Below are 15,718 nucleotides of genomic sequence, written 5' to 3'. Positions count from 1 at the left end.
TTACTATGTTGTTTTTATGCAATCTGCCATTAAGCGAAAACAAATATTTCCTCTGTACAAATTTCTTGCAAAGCTTACGAATCTTCACGCCCCAACTAATAGATAATATTTGAGTTACCTCCTGTTTGATTTCGTGTAAGAGAAAAGGCGTATGGAGTCCATTCGTTCCATACGCCTGTAACGGTAATATTTTGTTTTACAGCAGTTCAAAAGTCAAAAAACAGAGAATGCCATCGCTCCGTTTGCTTACTTTATTTCTATTCTCTTTATTTCCGGCTGCTGCTCAGCTTTTTTAGGCAGCGTAACCTTTAAAACGCCGTTTGTATACTCCGCTTCAATCGCGCTTTCATCTATATTTGATATATCAAAGCTTCTGCAATATGAGCCGTAGCTTCTTTCTCTGCGGATATATTCTCCGTTTTTATTCTTCTCATCGTTTTCTGACTTATGCTCTGCACACAGGGTAAGAACGCTTCCGTTTACGTCAATTTTTATGTCCTCCTTATTAAAACCGGGCATTTCACATTCCAGAATATATTTTCCGTCCTCGTCCCTGATATCTGTACGGCAGCGGTTTACTGAAGAAAAGTCCTTGAAAAAGTCCTTTTCAAATTCCCTGAACGGATTCCACAAATCATTTCTTTCATATGGGGTAAGTCCAAACATAATTGTTCCTCCTGATTTTATTGTATTTCTTTATTATTCTATTTTTCAACCCTTTTATTCGTTACACAATCCTCCGGCGCTTTATCCTCTCTTAACCCTTTGAAAACAGGCTGACGCATTCCGCCGCTTTTTGTTTTCATCATATAGTTCATAGATATATTCCTCGCTGTCAAAGGGCTCTCCCTCCGCTCCGATTAACATTGGATTGATATCTTTAGTTTCCCATATATCGGTCATTTTTTAGCGCCTATCTGCTCGAGACTTTGCTTTAAGGCTTCCATAATATCAATAGCCGTTACCTTGATTTCCGGAGATGAAGCGACGATATCTTTTCCGGCAATTTTCTGCTCGATTATTTCACGCAGTTTTACCTGATACTCGTCCTTATACAAATTCGGTTCAAAGTCCTTAACCATTGAATTGATCAGGGTTTTCGCCATTGTAAGCTCCGCCTCGCTTATGTCGGGGTGCGCGGGCTCTTTAGGCGCCTGCTTTACCTCGTCTGCGAAAAACATTGTTTCAATGAGTATGCCGTTATCGGTAGGAATCAAAGTTAAAAGCTTTTCCTTGGTACCCATAACGGTTTTGGCGATAGCAACCTTGTTTTCGTCCTTCATAGCCTTACGAAGCAGCTCAAACGCCTTATCGCCTCCGGCTTCCGGAACCGCGTGATAGGTTTTATCATAATAAATCGGACGTATGGAATTTAATTCTGTAAAATGCAGAATGTGAATGGTTTTATCCTTTTCGGACTTGGCTTTTTCAAAATCCTCGTCAGACATAATGACAAATTTGTCCTTGTCGTATTCAAAGCCCTTTACAATATCCTTTGACGATACCTCCTTGCCGCAGGAAGCGCAGACCTTTTTGTACTTTACTCTGCTGCCGTCCTCTCTGCAAAGCTGATTAAAATGTATATCGTTATCCTGTGTGGCTGTATACAGTCCTACGGGAATATGAACCAAGCCGAATGAAATTGCTCCTCTGTGCGATACTGCCATATTGAACATCTCCTTTTTTAGTAGTATATCCATTCCGTAAAAAGTAATACTAATTACGGTGACGATATGGCAAGAAAGGTTTATGTTGAGGTAACGGCGCGGTTTGACGTTGAGGGTAACATTACTCCGCTTTCCGTAACATGGGAGGACGGTACGGTTTATGAGATAGATAGAATCCTTGACAAACGCAGAGCCGCCAGTCTTAAAGCGGTAGGTATCGGAATGAGGTATACCTGCCGCATTTCAGGTCGGCAGTCCTATTTGTATTATGAGGATCCGAGATGGTTTGTTGAGGGGAAAAGATAATTTGGGTAAAATTAAGGATACAGCGTTTATTTTAGCTGTATCCTTATTATTTTTGTTATTTATTAAGAGCGGCTTTTATCATATCGTCTGACAAGCCAAGCTCTTTTAACCTTGCTGCGATATTGGCTCTTTCTTCTTCTTTACCTTTTTCTATGCCTTTTTCCATGCCGATCTGCTCGCCCTCACGTCTTGCATGACCTAACGCGCTGGCTTCATCATGCAGAGCCTTTTCTCTTAATCTCGCAAGCTCCTGTATCTTCTCATCCTCGCTCATCTGGTGTATTACCATTACCGCTTTCTGTATCTCCGGCACATTTGTCTGTCTCAGCATTTCCAATTCCTCCTCGCTCTCCGCGTTTATCAGTTGAAGCCAAAGCTCCATGCGGTTATTCTTATTTACCTTTTTGTTTATCTTTTTAAGCTCAAAAAAGTGTATCGCGCACTTATCCGTCAGCAGCTCGTGCCTGTTTACTTCCAGTACCTTGAAGCATGAATGAAATTCGGGACATTCAAACATATTGAAGTTTATTATATTGATCGATATGCTCTGCTTCAGATCGCCGTATTCGTCTCCGCTTTTCAGATCGCCGCTGTACAGCTTAGACCAGTAATACAATACGCGGTCGTTGAAGTCAGGCTCGTTCTTTATCTGCATTTCCACATTGACCAATTTATCGTCCACTTGCATTTTCAGATCAAGTCTGCTGAATTTCCCAGTTATCGTTTCCGGCAGTATTTCGGAGTTCTGAATCACTATCTCTTTTATCGAATCATATGGCAGTTCAAGCATAGTCGATAAAAAACTATGCAATATATCCTCGTTTTCCGATTTTGAAAACATCGTCTTGAATATTATATCCAGCTTTGCTTTTACTATGTTTCTGCCCATTGGTATCAGCCTCCGTTACGTCTGTTTTCCGTCCTTTTTCTAACTTCATTATATCATACTATGCCAATCATTGCAAGCTTTATAAAAGTAAATTTTACTTCGGTCCCAGTGGAGCCGAAGTTAATGAAACAAGGGTACAGATAACTGTACCCTTGTTTTTGCTTTCAGCGCTAAAGTTAAGTCGGAAGCAGTGAAATAAACCATGAAGATGTAAAGGAGGTTACTTCTTTCTTGATGCGATAACGCCGATTGCTGATAATAAGATTATTCCCGCTGCCGCAGCCGAAGCTGCTCCGGTATTGGGGTTAGACGTTCCGCTGGCTCCTGAGTTGGCATTGCTCGTTGTTCCCGCCTTATTTATTATTGAAATGCTGAAAAAGTTCAGGCAGAAGCCTGATATTTTTATTCTTTCCGGCAGGGAAAAACCGACCGAGCCAAGAACATTACAGCATAAATTTAAGAAAATTCTTGCGGTATGTAAAATATCCGATATATCATTCCATGCTCTGCGCCATACCTATGCTACAATGTGCGTGGAAAAGCAGTTTGATATTAAGACTTTAAGCGAGCTGCTCGGTCACAGCGACGTCAAAATTACACTCAATACTTATGTCCATTCCTCGGAAAAATTAAAACGCAAATACGTCAATCGGCTGGCGTGTTAGCGCTGTTCTATGCCTGTTTGTGAATTTCGTAAAACGATTTATTTTACGACATCTTTCGACGGGTATCTTTTCGGATATCCGTTTTTTATTGAATTAGTTTTAACTATGTTTTAATTATATATCAACAAACTAGGTTTTTCAAGAGGAAAATTATTCCGATATTCTTATCTCATCTCTGCCTTAACCTCGACTCCGCCTTTGAAAATTATGAGCAGCTCCGTCTTGCTTTTAACCTTAATGCATTCTACAAGCTTTCGGATTATGACGTTATCAAAAAATTCAAGCCTTAAGCTTTCACCCTTTATCATATCCATAGCCGAATCGATTTTATCCTGCGTATCGGCTGATAAACGCATTTTTTCTTTTAAGTCATCTTTCTGTTCCTTAAGGCTTTGTTCTTCTTGGTAAAGCTTTGCGAATTCGGCATCCAGCTTATCCTCGTCGCAGCCGCCGGAAGCTATAAGCCCGATCAGATCGTTTCTCGACCGATCGATTTCCTTTAAGCGGTTTTCTATCGATATTATCTCATCCTGCCCCTGATATTCCAAGACGCTGCCGATATTGGCTTTAAGTATTTCTGCTATCTCATCCCGGCAGCCGAAATACTCGTTTACCGCATTCAGAATAGCTTTTTCCAGAACTGTTTCATTTAAAGTAGGCGAGTTCGTACAGTATCTTTTTCCGTGTTCAAGTCGGCTTATGCACCGCCATACAGCGTATCTGTTACCGTTTGACTTCCATATCTGCCGTCTGTACGGAGTTCCGCAGCTTCCGCAGATGAGAAGCTCGGAAAGCGCATATTTGCTGCTGTACTTGCCTTGTTCCGTGATTGTTTTATCCGAAATCTTCCGTTTGGAATTACGTCTTGCAAGCTCCTGCTGAACACGGTTAAAGGTATCTCTGTCTACGATTGGGGAGTGGTGGTCGGTCACAAGGTACATGGGCCTCTCTCCGTTATTTTTCATTACCTTGTGAGTGATACAGTCAACGGTAAAGGTTTTCTGCATTAAAGCGTCGCCAGCATATTTTTCATTTCTGAGTATCGACCTTACTATCTCCCTGTGCCATTCCGTATTTCCGTGAGCTGTTTTTCTGCCCGAAAGCGTCAGCTTATTGGCAATATCGGTCATGCTGAAGCCGTCAAGGAAGAGATCGTATATAGCTCTCACCGTTTCAGCTTCATCGGGAACTATCTCCGGCTTTCCGTCAGCTCCTTTTTTATACCCCAGCAGATGCTTGTACTGAAACGGAACTTTACCGTTACGGTACGCTTTTTCTTTACCCCAGCTAACGTTTTTACTTATTGATTCCGATTCCGCCTGAGCGAAGCTGCCGTACAGAGCTATCATAAATTCCGAAGTCATGGTCAGAGTATTTATGTTTTCCTTTTCAAATATTACTCCGATTCCAAGGTCTTTCAGCTGTCTGACATATTGAAGGCAGTCAACTGTATTTCGGGCGAATCTTGATATTGATTTGGTGATCACCAGATCAATTTTTTTATTTCTGCACATACGGATCATGCGGTTGAACTCCGTTCTTTTCTTTGTCTGAGTACCGCTGATCCCTTCGTCGGCAAAAATTCCGGCCAGAGTCCATTCTTTTTTTCTGTTAATCAAATCGGTGTAGTATGCGATCTGCACCTGATAGCTGTTCTGCTGTTCCTCCTGCTCGGTGGAAACACGGCAGTATGCGGCAACTCTTAATTGGTGATATTTATCACGGTTTTCCGCTGTCTGCGTTTTCGCAGGTATTATTCTGACATTCGGCGCTGTATTCATCATTTTCCCTCCTAATGGTATTTTTTATTTTTATTCCATTGATAAACTCGACCTCTATAGTACAGAAACGGCTTATCAAAATCTTGTTTATACAAGACTTAAATAAGCCGATATCCAGTGTATTCAGTTGATTATGATTTTTAAGTAAGGATATGAGTTTCGCTGTTTTCTGCGGTTTATCGCTGTATGTACAGCGCTCGTATTTTATTTCAGCCAGTCTGAAAATCTCCGCCTTGACTTTTTCAAAATCCACCTGTGGGGAATCTGTCATCCGGCTGATCTCATTCTGCTGACGAAGAATATCGGAAGTGGGGGAGTAGGCGCTGATTTCGCTCTCGCATTCTATTAAGCTTGGATTTGCAATAGCAGAGTTCAGAGCAGTTAATAAAGCTCCGTTTATCATCTGATCCGTCAGCCGATATTCAAATTTAAAGCAGCAGGGATTTTTGCAATCCCATTTTTCATATTTTGAATTACCCCCGATTCGTGAAAGTCTTTGACCACATTCGGCGCAGTATGTGATTTTTCTGATTTCTTTTAAATCATCACATATCAGATTAAGCGCAGCGGCTTTCCGTACCCGTTTTTCATTTGCCTGCTTAAAAATATTTTCGTCAATTATCTGCGGATATTTATCGTTACCTAAATATTTCTCATTTTCTATTATACGCTTGACCATGTTTTTGTTCCATTTATCAGAATCGGCGGTATATCTGATTTTTTCAGACTCCATCAGCTTTGCTATTTGAAGCAAGCTGCCGCCTTTCAGATATTCGCTGAAAATCGTTGATACGGCATAGACTTCTTTCGGTTCGGCGGTTATTTCTCCGTTTCTCATACAGTAACCAAACGGGATAACTCTGTTTTTGGGCATTGATTTCACTCCTTTCAATCAATAGAATACCACAAGGCTCTGCGGAAATCCAGTACCAATATCAACAAAAATGCCTTACGATTTTTTATCATAAGGCATTTCGTTATAATAGGTTTTCATAATCTCTTCCGGAGTAAACAACCCTTGCTATTGTTATGAGTTTTTTATCCTCGTCGACCCAATAAAACATGATATAATTCTGAACTATGAGCTTGCGGTATTCATGCCTCAGCGGTTTTACAGGAATATACACCGGACACTTATACGGCATATCCGTCAGCTTTTCGGCAGCTTCAATCATTTTCTCAGCCAGTCTTTCAGCGGCTTCGGGATTTTCAAGCTTTACGCCGATATATTTTGCAATGTCAACCATATCGCGTCCTGCTATCGGTAAATACTCGATCGTATACATTATTCTTTTCTCGCCGCCGCTTTCATTGCGTTTAAAACATCCTTTGAAGAAAAGCGCTCGCCGGTTTCCTCAGCTTCTCTTTCAGCTTCGGCAAGCTTGAAATATACGTCGCTTTCAAAATGCATTTTCTCAAACGCTTCCATACTCATAACTACCATATCGCCGTAACCGTTTTTTGTAAGGAAAACAGGCTGTGCGGTTTCGTGAACGGTCTTTGAAATATCGGCAAAATTGTTTCTTAAATCCGAAACAGGTCTGATCATATTCATATCCATAATCATCGCCTCCTGAATATATTTTATCACAATTACGCTAAATTGTCAATGCGGTCTATATTTTTTCTTTAAACTTCAATCCACCGATCAAGTGAAATTCCAGTTCATGCTGATTTATGACAACAATCTTATCAACAATGCTTTCAAATTCCGATTCTTCAAACTTAGTTATAGGATCATCTTGCTTTTCAAAAAAGTCGATCAGCATTTCAATCTGATTAAGCGTTTCATCCTCATTGTCGGAACGTGTAAGCTTTTTCAGCTCCGTTTGCAGTTTATTGATTTTAGCTGTAAGCTCCGCAGTCTGCTCAATGTATTTTGCCTCGTCCAGAAATCCTTTTGTTTTCAGCCGCGCGAGAACATGAGACTGCTCCCGAAGCTTTGCGATCTCCTTGCGGACTTCCATTACCTGAGCCTGACCGCTGAACTTTCTGAGCTTAAGATTCTGAAGAGCGGTATGTAAGGGGAGAAGTATCTCTTTGTAATTGAAATACAGCTTGTTATATAGTCTGATGAATGAATCGTAAATCAATTCCTGAACTATTGCCTTATTCGTACAATCTTTTGCCCTGTTATTATGAGTACGGCATACCCAATATATTTTTCCTCTGATTTTTATACGCTTAAACAATTTCCCGCAGTTACCGCAGAATACTTTCATGCTTAACGGATATTGCTTAAATTCTGTATTTCCAAAATATTTGCTTCTCTGTTTTATTAGTGCTTGAACCTTATCAAAATCTTCTCTTGAAATTATCGGTTCATGTTTTTTGGAATAATAGTATTGCTCACATTCGCCTTTGTTCAGTATATGTCTGAATGGAAGCGTAACCGTTGTATAATATTTCTGAAAGAGCTGATCTCCGATATATTTTTCATTTGTAAGCATTAGTTTAACTGTACCCGCAGTCCAATGACATGGTTTGCCTTTCCTTTGGACGTTTAAACTATTTAGCGTTTTAGCTATTTTTGCAGTGCCGCTGCCGTTCAGATAGCAATCAAATACCTGCCGGACTATTTCGGCTTCTTGGGAATTTAAAGCTAACTCTCCGTTTACAAGGTCGTACCCGAAAAGCGGAGTACACATTTTTATTGTGCCGTTTTCCATTCGCTTTTTTATTCCCCAACGTAAGTTCTGCGAGATCGAAGTCGATTCCTCCTGCGCAAGACCGCCCATAATGGTTATCATCATTTCATCGGTCATCTTTGCGGTATCGATATTTTCTTTTTCAAAAAATATCGTTATTCCAAGGGATTTCAGTTCTCTTACATTTTTCAGACAGTCTTTTGTATTACGGGCAAATCTGCTGATAGATTTCGTATAGATCCTGTCTATCTTACCTCTGCGGCAGTCCTTCATCATCCGCTTAAACTCGCCGCGCTTGTCCTCACGGGTGCCTGTGATCCCTTCGTCGGCATATATGTCGATGAGCTCTTCCGCTTCTGAATCCTCAAAAAGCTGACTGTAGTACCTTGTCTGCGCCATAAAGGAATTAAGCTGATCCTCGCTGTCAGAACTTACTCTGCAATAGGCGGCACAGCGTATTTTTGCTGTTTTTTCTTCTGTCAATGTCGGCTGTATCACTGTAACCGCAGGCATTTTCCTCACTCCTTTATTCTTTTTACCAACAAGAATACCACACTTTTTTGTTGAATGGTATCATCAAACCTGACAAATTCAAGCCGCCAATACTGTGCAGAAACGACTATAGCAATCTTCAGTGTTAAGCTTATCGAGACGCTTTTTCTGCTCGTCTGTAATAATACCTGCCGAGAGCATTTTTTCCGTTATCTGTTTTAAAATTTCCGCGGCGTACTCCGCCTGACCGTATTTATTCATTATCTTCAACCCCCATGCTTATTTTCAGCGCTTCATTGACCTTATCCATTATCTCATTATCCAGAGAACCCAAGTATTTTTTCAGCCGTCTTCGGTCTAACGTCCTTATCTGCTCCGTCAGGATCATTGATTCCTTCGGCAGTACTTCCGTTCCCGAAAGAGGAACATGGACCGGAAGGCTGTTTTTCTTTTTGGATGATATGGGTACCGTTATAACGGTAGGACTGTATTTATTTCCTGTATCGTTCTGTATAACCAGAACGGGACGTATTCCGTCCTGCTCTGAACCTATGATGGGACTTAGATCCGCATAGAATATATCTCCCCGCTTAATCAGCATTTTTATCGCTTCCTCGTATAATAAATTTAAGGGTAATTTAAAGAGAACCCCTATGAAACCTCTTGTTTATCACACAGAAATGTGAGATAATAAATCTGTACAGTCAGAGGGCGCTGTTCGCTTCCTTGAAGCAAGGCTTCCTTTGAAAGAGTAGCGCCTCTGCTTTACGGACAGATGCGAATGAGCTGGATAGCATTTAAGTGCTGAATATCTAACGAGGTTGTATTTCCGTAAAATACAGAGGATAACCTTTGCTGTAACAAAATTTTACGAGGTGTATCACAATGTTTTATTGCGGAATTGACATCGCTAAATACAAGCACGAGGCTTCCGTCATCGACATAAACGGCAAAACTCTGCTTGACAGCATCCCCTTCTCCAACGACAAGCAAGGCTGTGGAAAAATCCTTGCTGTTTTTGAAAAATTTGAAATTGCTCCTGACGATGTTATCATCGGAATGGAAGCAACTGGTCACTACTGGCTTTCCGTATATGCTTTTTTCCTTGAGCTTGGATATACTGTCAAGGTTATCAACCCTATTCAGTCCGAAGCTTTCAGAAAAATGTATATTCGTCAGACCAAGAACGACTCTAAGGATTCATATATCATCGCTCAGATTATGCGTTTCGGAGAATATTCCGCAACCTCGCTTTCTGAGGAAAATATCATTGCATTAAGACAGCTTTCACGCTATCGTCTTGCACTTGTGGACGCCTGCGGCGACTGCAAAAGACGTGTAATTGCATTGCTTGACCAAGTATTCCCCGAGTATGACAAGCTGTTTTCAGATACATTCGGAAGCTCATCAACCGAGTTGCTTCTGAACTGCCCAACACCTGAAGATATGCTTGCAATTTCCACAAGAAAGCTTACCAACATTTTGAACAAAGCAAGTCACGGTAAATTTGGCAAAGAGAAGGCTGAAGAACTCAAAGCTGCTGCTAAAAACACCTTTGGTATCGCCTTTGCAAAAGACGCTTTTTCTTTTCAGATCAAGCAGCTTATGCAGCAGGTTGTTTTCCTTGAAAATCAGCTTTCTGAGCTTGAAGAACAGATTTCAAATCTTCTTCACGAAACCAATCAATACATAACCACTATCACCGGTATCGGTGATGTTCTTGGTGCAATCATCGTCAGTGAGATCGGCGATATCAACCGCTTTGAACGTCCTAATCAGCTTGTTGCCTTTGCAGGACTTGACGTTACCGTTAAACAATCGGGAGAGTTTTCAGGAACTAAAAACAAAATCTCCAAGCGTGGTTCACCTTATCTGCGCAGAGCTATCTGGCTTGCCGCACAGCGTGCCGCTTTCTGCGACCCCGTTTTATCTGAATATTATCAATCTCTCAGAGCCAGAGGCAAGCACCATCTCACTGCTGTCGGAGGTGTTGCTCGCAAGCTTTGTAATATTATTTTTGTTATTCTCAAAGAGAACAGACCTTATTTGCCAACCCCTACGAAAAATCCTAAAAATTTATCTTGATTTTTTCATTTTGGGTATTGACTTTTTATAGCTGGTCTTTCCTTATGCATCTGGCAAACGGACAATACAGAACGTCGGTATCCCTGCTGTACCATACGCAGCCCTTGCATTTATGATCATCCGGTAATCTGACGCAGGGAACGTTCAGCGAAATACCTGATCCGTCGCCGGCCATAGGCTGCCAGCCGTATTCCTCTCTGCGTCTTTTATCCTTAGAAACATTACTCATTTAATCAGCTCTTTCTGTCGTTTATATAGCTTAAGCGCGGGAATTTCCCGCACTTAAGCTATATCCGCGCCGTCCTTTACATCCGCTTTCCTTTATGGAATAAACATGATTACGGCGCGGACAAGCTTTTATCGTTTTGCCTTCGTCTGATTCGTTGCATCAGACGATTTATCGTGAAATTTATCCAACGCTTTAAAAAGCGTTTTATCCGATCACGTTCGGAATACCGGAAACGATCGACAGCTTATCGATCTCATGGAAATCTCATCCCTCTGTGGTTCTCACAGAGCCGCCCTCATTGCTTGATTCCCCGGTCAAGGGGCGCTGTGACTGGACGGAAGTATCATTATCCTCCTGCGTTTCATTGCCGTTCCGAAAAGCTGTTTCGGATTTTGAAGCTTCATATTTACCGCAGGCGTATGGCTTCCCTGGCTGACGAGATTTTATACCGCCCGCAGGATTAAAGTATTTCCGGTACTGCTATTCTGTTTTCAAGGTTCCGTAGGAGGCTTTTTTGCCCCTCTACTTATTAAGGGAATGGGAGGGGCGTTTTGAGACCCCTATTTTAGAAATTTTTTTATTTTCTTTTTCGCCTGCTCTATTGACTTCCGTATTTGTTTGTACGATACGTTCTCAATCTCTGCTATTTTACGTTCGGTCAAACCATAGTAAAAATAGCGAATGACGCGTTTTTTCTGCTTATCGGTCAGGTTTTTCACAGCTGAATATATCTGCTCGTTCTGAAGCTTACGCATAACCTGGTTTTCCACAGTGTCATCAGCTGTAAGCTCAGCTTCATTCAAAAGTCTTTCTTCTTTTTTAAGTATTCTTTTTCGTTCTCTGTCGTCATATGCGATTCGGTCATTGTACTCTGCGGCGTACAGCTCAAACTGTGCCGGAGTCATAATAATTTCTTTTGCAAACCTCGGATGCCGCTCTTTAAAATGTGGATCGTCGGTAACGATTATGTAGTTTGCACCGCAAAATCTTTCATAAACCCTGTCCAGTGAAAAATAGTAAAACCCTTTTTTACTGATGATCTCTTTAACAAGCTTCATATCAATTTTTTTAAATTCCGTCCTTTTCATTTCAATTCCTCCGTTTTGATTTTCTTGTTTCGAATCAAACGAAGGCTTAAGGATATCCGGCGACAAAGCACTGCCACTTAAAAATGAGCATAAAAAAACTCCGTTCTGCCTTTAAAGCACAACAGAGTTTGAGCTAAACACGCCTTAAAAGCTTGTTTACTCTTTGGTTTTATTGGTTGCTTTTTCTAATTTTTATTATATCACTAAATTATCTATGTTTTTATATATATTTCGAAAAGTGTGCTTAAATAGTATAAATTATTTATTAAACATTAATATGCCAGCCTGAAGTTACGCTATGGCGTAGTTTGGCAGTTGATATTTATGAAACAATTAATAAATTCGCAGACAAAAAAAGCGGAACGCTTTTACACGTTCCGTTTTGAATATTAATCTATACACTTCTCTTTGTATTTATATATATTCCTTTTTCTTATTAACTTTCCCATTTCACTGTGATAGGGGGGAGGTGTCAATTTCAAAACTATTTCTCCCTCAGAGCTTCCCCGAAGCCTTTTTTAATAGGCTCTAAGAAGTAATCCATAACCGTTCTCTTATCCGTCTTTATTTCCACGCTTCCGGACAATCCTGAAATCACATCTATCTCATCATTTTTATCTGTAATTTCAAGCTTCACAAGATAAACGCTGCCCGTCTGCTCGCTGACAAACGCGCTGGGACTGATATATTTCACCTTTCCCTTTACCGTTCCGTACTTGTTATACGGGTACGCCTCCAGCTTGATTTCCGCTTCCATTCCGATTTCTATGTCGGCAATATCCATATTCTTTACATAGCACACCATTTCAACAGGCATATTATCAGGTACTATCGTTACAAGCTCCTGTGCGTTCGTTACCGCCGCTCCGACGGTGTTCACATTTACGCTGTTTATATATCCGCTTACAGGCGCCGTTATATACTGATAATCCTTAGACAAGGCGTATTTTTCAAGGTTGGTTTCTATTTCGTCAAGCTGACCGCTTATCTCCGAAAGCTTTGAATTGATCTGTGCGCTGTACTGGGTTTTTGTATCCTTTATTTTTGTTTCCGACTGTTTCAGCGCAAGCTCGTTCTGCTTTACTATAAGCTCCTGCATTTCAGCCTGACGGCTTGTTCCGCTTTCTTCGTATTCTTCAAGCTGCAGCTGTGAAATCTGATGATTTAAATCGGCGTTTTCCTTATCTTTCTTAAGACTGTCAAGAGTGTTATTATAGCTTGCGTCTGCGTCCAGAATTGACTGAATATACGGTTTAAGCTCAGCTTCGTAATCTTCAATTTTAACCTTTGAAATATCGTCGCCGTTTTTAATCTTTGTATATATTTTCCGCTGTGCTTCAAGAATTTCTTTCTGACTGTTAAGCTGGTTTGTATCAATATCAAGGGATTCCGTATCAAGCTCTATCAGAACGTCTCCCTTTTTCACATATTCTCCTTCGGCAGCGTTTATTGACTTTACTGTTCCGCCTGAATAGGCCTGCACCACGTTTACATTTCCTGATGGCTGAACGCTTCCGCCGGCAGTAACTACCACGTCTATTTTCGAAAGGCAAGCCCAAATGACTGCCGCGATCATAAGCGTAAAAACTCCGAGTATTATTACCGTTCCCGCTTTATGGGCAGGGCGTTCAATAATTTCAAGCAAGGACGGCATAAAATCATACTTCAGCTCCTTATCCTTGCTTTTGCTGTGCTTCAATACGTATTCCGTCAGCTTATTATCCATCAATATCGCCCCTTTTCTGCTGGTTATACAAATAATGATACAGCCCTTCCCGTTTCATCAGATTCTCATGAGTATCGTATTCCACAAGATTGCCCTTATCAATCACCATGATTTTCTGCGCGTCCTTTAACGTTGAAAGCCTGTGAGCAATAATAAGCACTGTTCTTCCTTTGCATATTTCTTTAAGGTTATTCTGAATTATACTCTCGGATTCATAGTCAAGAGCAGACGTAGCCTCGTCAAATATAAGTATTCTGGGATTGTTAAGTATTGCTCTCGCAATAGCGACTCTTTGCTTCTGACCTCCGGAAAGTCCCATGCCTTTCTCGCCGATAATCGTTTCATAGCCGTTAGGAAGTTCAAGGATAAAATCATGCGCGCCCGCTATTTTTGCAGAATGAATGATCTGCTCCATACTTGCTGTTGGACAGTGAATTGAAATATTTTCCGCGACGGTTCCGTTGAACATAAAGTTTTCCTGCAATACTACTCCGATCTGCTTTCTGAGCATTGCGGGATTCACAAGTGAAATATCCATACCGTCTATGGATATTTTACCGCCCTCCGGCAAATAAAGTCTTTGAATCAGCTTTGAAATGGTGCTCTTTCCCGAACCGCTTCTGCCTACAACTCCTACAATGGTGTCAGGCTCTATTTCAAAGCTCATTCCCTTGATAACCTCTCCGCCCTGCGGATTGTATCTGAAATGCACCTGATCGAATATAATTTTACCCTGAACGCCGGGCATAGCAGTCTGATTTGCGTTTAGAATCGGTTCAGGGGCTGTATTAAAAATATCGCCGATTCTTTTTACTGAAAGCGACGCCTGCTGATATTCCTGCCAAAGCTGTACCAGTCTTAAAACAGGACCGCTTACTCTGCCGGAAAGCATTCGAAACGCCACAAGCTGCCCCACTGTAAAATTACCGTCCATTACCGCTTTTGCGCCGAAAAACAGAATCAACAGGTCGAATACCTTCTGAATAAACTGTCCGGTCGTTCCGGCGGTTGCGGAAACCATAGAGGTTTTGTAGCTTGCCTTTACGTAATCGGATTGCAAATCGCCCCATTTTTTCTCGAACTTTGGCTCTAAGGCATAGGATTTTACGGTCTGCACTCCCGTTATGGATTCAACCAAAAAGGACTGAGTGTTCGCTCCCGTTTCAAACTTTTCGTCCAGTCTTTTTTTGAAAAGGGGAGTAACTATAGCCGAAAGTACTGCGTAAACGGGTATAGAGCAGAGGACGATAACTGTCAGCATTTTGCTGTAGAAAAACAATACTACTATGTATACGATTATGAAAATAAAATCTATCATTGAGGAAAGCGGAGTGCCTGTCAGAAAATTTCTGATACTGTCAAGCTCTCTTACTCTCGCCACCGTTTCGCCGACTCGTCTTGATTCAAAGTATTTCAAGGGAAGTGCGAACAAATGCCGAAACAGCTTGAAGCTGAGCATTACGTCTATTCTGTTTGTCGTATGGGTAAACACATAGTTTTTGGCAAGGGACAGAATCAGCTCGTATATGTATACAATTGCGATGCCGATTGCAAGCACGTTAAGCGTCGACATACTTCTATGGACTAAAACCTTATCCACAACGACCTGAGTCATAACGGGAGTAAGGATTCCTAAAATCTGTACTGTAAATACGGCTATCAGTACCTGTATAAATTCCTTTTTGAATTTCAGTATCGTGGGTATAAACCACTTGAAGCTGAATACCGCTTCTCTGTCCATTATTCCTTTTTTGGTAATAAGGATCGCTGTGCCATCCCAAATTTCTTCAAGTTCTTCACGGCTTTTGATTTCAGGTTGTGTTTTATCCGCAAAGAGAATCATATATTTATCTTCTTTGGACTTAGCTATGATGAAAAATTCGTCATTTTTATTCTTTGCAATAATCGGCGCCTTTACGTCCTTCAGCTTTTTTAAATTCAGCTTACAAAGCTTTGCCCGCATTTTCAATTTCTTTGCGGATTCTATTATTTCTATTTCTCCGGTTTTCTGTTCGGGATCAAGAACTGATAGCGTTTCAGCCTGCTCTTTTGTGATAGGTATACCGTGAAACTTCATAACTATCATAAAGCAGCTAAGTCCGCTGTCTTGTTTTTTCTCCATGCTTCGACTTCCTTTTTACA

Annotated in this window: 19 protein-coding genes; 3 read left to right on the top strand and 16 right to left on the bottom strand. The window is 41.0% G+C overall.

Annotation, left to right across the window (positions count from 1 at the left end; genetic code table 11):
* Positions 1 to 246 precede the first annotated feature (246 nt).
* The 3 genes from ACYQ0N_RS12445 to ku form a co-directional block, all read right to left on the bottom strand.
* Complete coding sequence (locus ACYQ0N_RS12445; RefSeq protein ID WP_460162849.1) at positions 247 to 666, bottom strand: Hsp20/alpha crystallin family protein; 420 nt, start codon at positions 664 to 666, stop codon at positions 247 to 249.
* A gap of 81 nt (positions 667 to 747) precedes the next feature.
* Positions 748 to 903 carry a hypothetical protein gene (locus ACYQ0N_RS12440; protein ID WP_460162848.1) on the bottom strand — a complete coding sequence of 52 codons (156 nt, stop codon included), beginning with the start codon at positions 901 to 903 and terminating at the stop codon, positions 748 to 750.
* Positions 900 to 1,667, bottom strand: coding sequence for a non-homologous end joining protein Ku (gene ku / locus ACYQ0N_RS12435; protein WP_460162847.1), 768 nt, complete (start codon positions 1,665 to 1,667; stop codon positions 900 to 902). Before ku ends, ACYQ0N_RS12440 begins: the two co-directional genes overlap by 4 nt.
* A gap of 66 nt (positions 1,668 to 1,733) precedes the next feature.
* Here ku and ACYQ0N_RS12430 point away from each other — a divergent pair, with 66 nt between their 5' ends.
* On the top strand, positions 1,734 to 1,973 hold the full coding sequence (locus ACYQ0N_RS12430; protein ID WP_177531631.1) for a hypothetical protein: 240 nt from the start codon (positions 1,734 to 1,736) through the stop codon (positions 1,971 to 1,973).
* Between the two features lie 55 nt (positions 1,974 to 2,028).
* Here the strand turns inward: ACYQ0N_RS12430 and ACYQ0N_RS12425 are convergent, their stop codons facing one another.
* Entirely contained in the window at positions 2,029 to 2,862 is an 834-nt protein-coding gene (locus ACYQ0N_RS12425) for an Rpn family recombination-promoting nuclease/putative transposase (protein WP_460162846.1), read from the bottom strand.
* Positions 2,863 to 3,082: 220 nt separating this feature from the next.
* Complete coding sequence (locus ACYQ0N_RS12420) at positions 3,083 to 3,130, bottom strand: hypothetical protein (protein ID WP_460162937.1); 48 nt, start codon at positions 3,128 to 3,130, stop codon at positions 3,083 to 3,085.
* Positions 3,131 to 3,161: 31 nt separating this feature from the next.
* Between ACYQ0N_RS12420 and ACYQ0N_RS12415 the strand changes: the two genes are divergently transcribed.
* On the top strand, positions 3,162 to 3,527 hold the full coding sequence (locus tag ACYQ0N_RS12415) for a tyrosine-type recombinase/integrase (RefSeq protein ID WP_460162845.1): 366 nt from the start codon (positions 3,162 to 3,164) through the stop codon (positions 3,525 to 3,527).
* A gap of 164 nt (positions 3,528 to 3,691) precedes the next feature.
* On the opposite strand, the gene ACYQ0N_RS12410 is transcribed toward ACYQ0N_RS12415, so the two are convergent.
* The 7 genes from ACYQ0N_RS12410 to ACYQ0N_RS12380 form a co-directional block, all read right to left on the bottom strand.
* Complete coding sequence (locus ACYQ0N_RS12410) at positions 3,692 to 5,311, bottom strand: recombinase family protein (protein WP_460162844.1); 1,620 nt, start codon at positions 5,309 to 5,311, stop codon at positions 3,692 to 3,694.
* Positions 5,247 to 6,182, bottom strand: coding sequence for a recombinase family protein (locus ACYQ0N_RS12405; RefSeq protein WP_460162843.1), 936 nt, complete (start codon positions 6,180 to 6,182; stop codon positions 5,247 to 5,249). Before ACYQ0N_RS12405 ends, ACYQ0N_RS12410 begins: the two co-directional genes overlap by 65 nt.
* Before the next feature lie 103 nt (positions 6,183 to 6,285).
* On the bottom strand, positions 6,286 to 6,594 hold the full coding sequence (locus tag ACYQ0N_RS12400; protein ID WP_460162842.1) for a type II toxin-antitoxin system RelE/ParE family toxin: 309 nt from the start codon (positions 6,592 to 6,594) through the stop codon (positions 6,286 to 6,288).
* Positions 6,594 to 6,869, bottom strand: a complete 276-nt coding sequence (locus ACYQ0N_RS12395) for a type II toxin-antitoxin system Phd/YefM family antitoxin (protein ID WP_460162841.1) — start codon at positions 6,867 to 6,869, stop codon at positions 6,594 to 6,596. The genes ACYQ0N_RS12400 and ACYQ0N_RS12395 overlap by 1 nt, the downstream gene beginning before the upstream one ends.
* Positions 6,870 to 6,924: 55 nt before the next feature.
* On the bottom strand, positions 6,925 to 8,469 hold the full coding sequence (locus ACYQ0N_RS12390; protein ID WP_460162840.1) for a recombinase family protein: 1,545 nt from the start codon (positions 8,467 to 8,469) through the stop codon (positions 6,925 to 6,927).
* A gap of 78 nt (positions 8,470 to 8,547) precedes the next feature.
* Positions 8,548 to 8,709: a hypothetical protein gene (locus ACYQ0N_RS12385; RefSeq protein ID WP_460162839.1), complete on the bottom strand. Its 162-nt coding sequence runs from the start codon at positions 8,707 to 8,709 to the stop codon at positions 8,548 to 8,550.
* The gene (locus tag ACYQ0N_RS12380; protein WP_124100731.1) at positions 8,702 to 9,049 is read right to left on the bottom strand and encodes a type II toxin-antitoxin system PemK/MazF family toxin; all 348 of its coding nucleotides are present in this window, start codon (positions 9,047 to 9,049) and stop codon (positions 8,702 to 8,704) included. Before ACYQ0N_RS12380 ends, ACYQ0N_RS12385 begins: the two co-directional genes overlap by 8 nt.
* A gap of 284 nt (positions 9,050 to 9,333) precedes the next feature.
* On the opposite strand from ACYQ0N_RS12380, the gene ACYQ0N_RS12375 reads away from it, so the two are divergent.
* Positions 9,334 to 10,533 carry an IS110 family RNA-guided transposase gene (locus ACYQ0N_RS12375; RefSeq protein WP_460162679.1) on the top strand — a complete coding sequence of 400 codons (1,200 nt, stop codon included), beginning with the start codon at positions 9,334 to 9,336 and terminating at the stop codon, positions 10,531 to 10,533.
* A 25-nt stretch (positions 10,534 to 10,558) separates the two neighbouring features.
* On the opposite strand, the gene ACYQ0N_RS12370 is transcribed toward ACYQ0N_RS12375, so the two are convergent.
* From ACYQ0N_RS12370 to ACYQ0N_RS12355, 4 genes are all read right to left on the bottom strand, one after another.
* On the bottom strand, positions 10,559 to 10,762 hold the full coding sequence (locus ACYQ0N_RS12370) for a hypothetical protein (protein ID WP_460162838.1): 204 nt from the start codon (positions 10,760 to 10,762) through the stop codon (positions 10,559 to 10,561).
* 560 nt (positions 10,763 to 11,322) lie between these two features.
* Positions 11,323 to 11,850, bottom strand: a complete 528-nt coding sequence (locus ACYQ0N_RS12365; RefSeq protein WP_177531529.1) for a sigma-70 family RNA polymerase sigma factor — start codon at positions 11,848 to 11,850, stop codon at positions 11,323 to 11,325.
* Between the two features lie 484 nt (positions 11,851 to 12,334).
* Positions 12,335 to 13,576 (bottom strand): HlyD family efflux transporter periplasmic adaptor subunit, encoded by a 1,242-nt coding sequence (locus ACYQ0N_RS12360; RefSeq protein WP_460162837.1) that lies wholly within the window; start codon positions 13,574 to 13,576, stop codon positions 12,335 to 12,337.
* Positions 13,569 to 15,698, bottom strand: a complete 2,130-nt coding sequence (locus tag ACYQ0N_RS12355; RefSeq protein WP_460161987.1) for a type I secretion system permease/ATPase — start codon at positions 15,696 to 15,698, stop codon at positions 13,569 to 13,571. Before ACYQ0N_RS12355 ends, ACYQ0N_RS12360 begins: the two co-directional genes overlap by 8 nt.
* Positions 15,699 to 15,718: the final 20 nt, after the last annotated feature.

It is taken from the genome of Ruminococcus sporogenes (assembly GCF_054655175.1).
This window is presented reverse-complemented; position numbering and strand designations above follow the sequence as displayed.